The organism is Streptococcus mitis (genome assembly GCF_003943905.1).
Taxonomy (GTDB): Bacteria; Bacillota; Bacilli; order Lactobacillales; family Streptococcaceae; genus Streptococcus; species Streptococcus mitis_BC.
Map to the genome: position 1 here is coordinate 1 of NZ_RJNS01000008.1, position 2,500 is coordinate 2,500.

The 2,500-nt window shown below is 50.6% G+C and carries 1 rRNA gene (cut by a window edge); it reads right to left on the reverse strand.

Going from position 1 to position 2,500, the window contains the following annotated elements:
• A 23S ribosomal RNA gene (locus D8854_RS09655) occupies positions 1-2,500 on the reverse strand (its annotated part continues 235 nt past the right edge of the window); the annotation flags it as partial.

Sequence of the window (2,500 nt, forward strand, 5' to 3'; positions counted from 1 at the left end):
TCCCTACATAGCTACCCAGCGATGCCTTTGGCAAGACAACTGGTACACCAGCGGTAAGTCCACTCTGGTCCTCTCGTACTAGGAGCAGATCCTCTCAAATTTCCTACGCCCGCGACGGATAGGGACCGAACTGTCTCACGACGTTCTGAACCCAGCTCGCGTGCCGCTTTAATGGGCGAACAGCCCAACCCTTGGGACCGACTACAGCCCCAGGATGCGACGAGCCGACATCGAGGTGCCAAACCTCCCCGTCGATGTGAACTCTTGGGGGAGATAAGCCTGTTATCCCCAGGGTAGCTTTTATCCGTTGAGCGATGGCCCTTCCATGCGGAACCACCGGATCACTAAGCCCGACTTTCGTCCCTGCTCGAGTTGTAGCTCTCGCAGTCAAGCTCCCTTATACCTTTACACTCTGCGAATGATTTCCAACCATTCTGAGGGAACCTTTGGGCGCCTCCGTTACCTTTTAGGAGGCGACCGCCCCAGTCAAACTGCCCGTCAGACACTGTCTCCGATAGGGATAACCTATCNGGGTTAGAGTGGCCATAACACAAGGGTAGTATCCCAACAACGTCTCCTTCGAAACTGGCGTCCCGATCTCATAGACTCCTACCTATCCTGTACATGTGGTACAGACACTCAATATCAAACTGCAGTAAAGCTCCATGGGGTCTTTCCGTCCTGTCGCGGGTAACCTGCATCTTCACAGGTACTAAAATTTCACCGAGTCTCTCGTTGAGACAGTGCCCAAATCATTACGCCTTTCGTGCGGGTCGGAACTTACCCGACAAGGAATTTCGCTACCTTAGGACCGTTATAGTTACGGCCGCCGTTTACTGGGGCTTCAATTCATACCTTCGGNTTACNCCTAAGCACTCCTCTTAACCTTCCAGCACCGGGCAGGCGTCACCCCCTATACATCATCTTACGATTTAGCAGAGAGCTGTGTTTTTGATAAACAGTTGCTTGGGCCTATTCACTGCGGCTGACTTAAAGTCAGCACCCCTTCTCCCGAAGTTACGGGGTCATTTTGCCGAGTTCCTTAACGAGAGTTCTCTCGCTCACCTGAGGCTACTCGCCTCGACTACCTGTGTCGGTTTGCGGTACGGGTAGAGTATGTTTAACGCTAGAAGCTTTTCTTGGCAGTGTGACGTCACTAACTTCGCTACTAAACTTCGCTCCCCATCACAGCTCAATGTTATAGANNTAAGCATTTNACTCANNTCACACCTCACTGCTTAGACAGACACTTCCANTCGTCTGCTTTAGTTAGCCTACTGCGTCCCTCCATCACTACATACTCTAGTACAGGAATATCAACCTGTTGTCCATCGGATACACCTTTCGGTCTCTCCTTAGGTCCCGACTAACCCAGGGCGGACGAGCCTTCCCCTGGAAACCTTAGTCTTACGGTGGACAGGATTCNCACCTGTCTTTCGCTACTCATACCGGCATTCTCACTTCTATGCGTTCCAGCACTCCTCACGGTATACCTTCNTCACACATAGAACGCTCTCCTACCATACCTATAAAGGTATCCACAGCTTCGGTAAATTGTTTTAGCCCCGGTACATTTTCGGCGCAGGGTCACTCGACTAGTGAGCTATTACGCACTCTTTGAATGAATAGCTGCTTCTAAGCTAACATCCTAGTTGTCTGTGCAACCCCACATCCTTTTCCACTTAACAATTATTTTGGGACCTTAGCTGGTGGTCTGGGCTGTTTCCCTTTCGACTACGGATCTTAGCACTCGCAGTCTGACTGCCGACCATAATTCATTGGCATTCGGAGTTTATCTGAGATTGGTAATCCGGGATGGACCCCTCACCCAAACAGTGCTCTACCTCCAAGAATCTTTATGTCGACGCTAGCCCTAAAGCTATTTCGGAGAGAACCAGCTATCTCCAAGTTCGTTTGGAATTTCTCCGCTACCCACAAGTCATCCAAGCACTTTTCAACGTGCCCTGGTTCGGTCCTCCAGTGCGTCTTACCGCACCTTCAACCTGCTCATGGGTAGGTCACATGGTTTCGGGTCTACGACATGATACTAAGGCGCCCTATTCAGACTCGGTTTCCCTGCGGCTCCGTCTCTTCAACTTAACCTCGCATCATATCGTAACTCGCCGGTTCATTCTACAAAAGGCACGCTCTCACCCATTAACGGGCTCGAACTTGTTGTAGGCACACGGTTTCAGGTTCTATTTCACTCCCCTCCCGGGGTGCTTTTCACCTTTCCCTCACGGTACTGGTTCACTATCGGTCACTAGGGAGTATTTAGGGTTGGGAGATGGTCCTCCCAGATTCCGACGGGATTTCTCGTGTCCCGCCGTACTCAGGATACTGCTAGGTACAAAGACTATTTTAAATACGAGGCTATTACTCTCTTTGGCTGATCTTCCCAAATCATTCTTCTATAATCTTTGAGTCCACATTGCAGTCCTACAACCCCGAAGAGTAAACTCTTCGGTTTGCCCTCCTGCCGTTTCGCTCGCCGCTACTA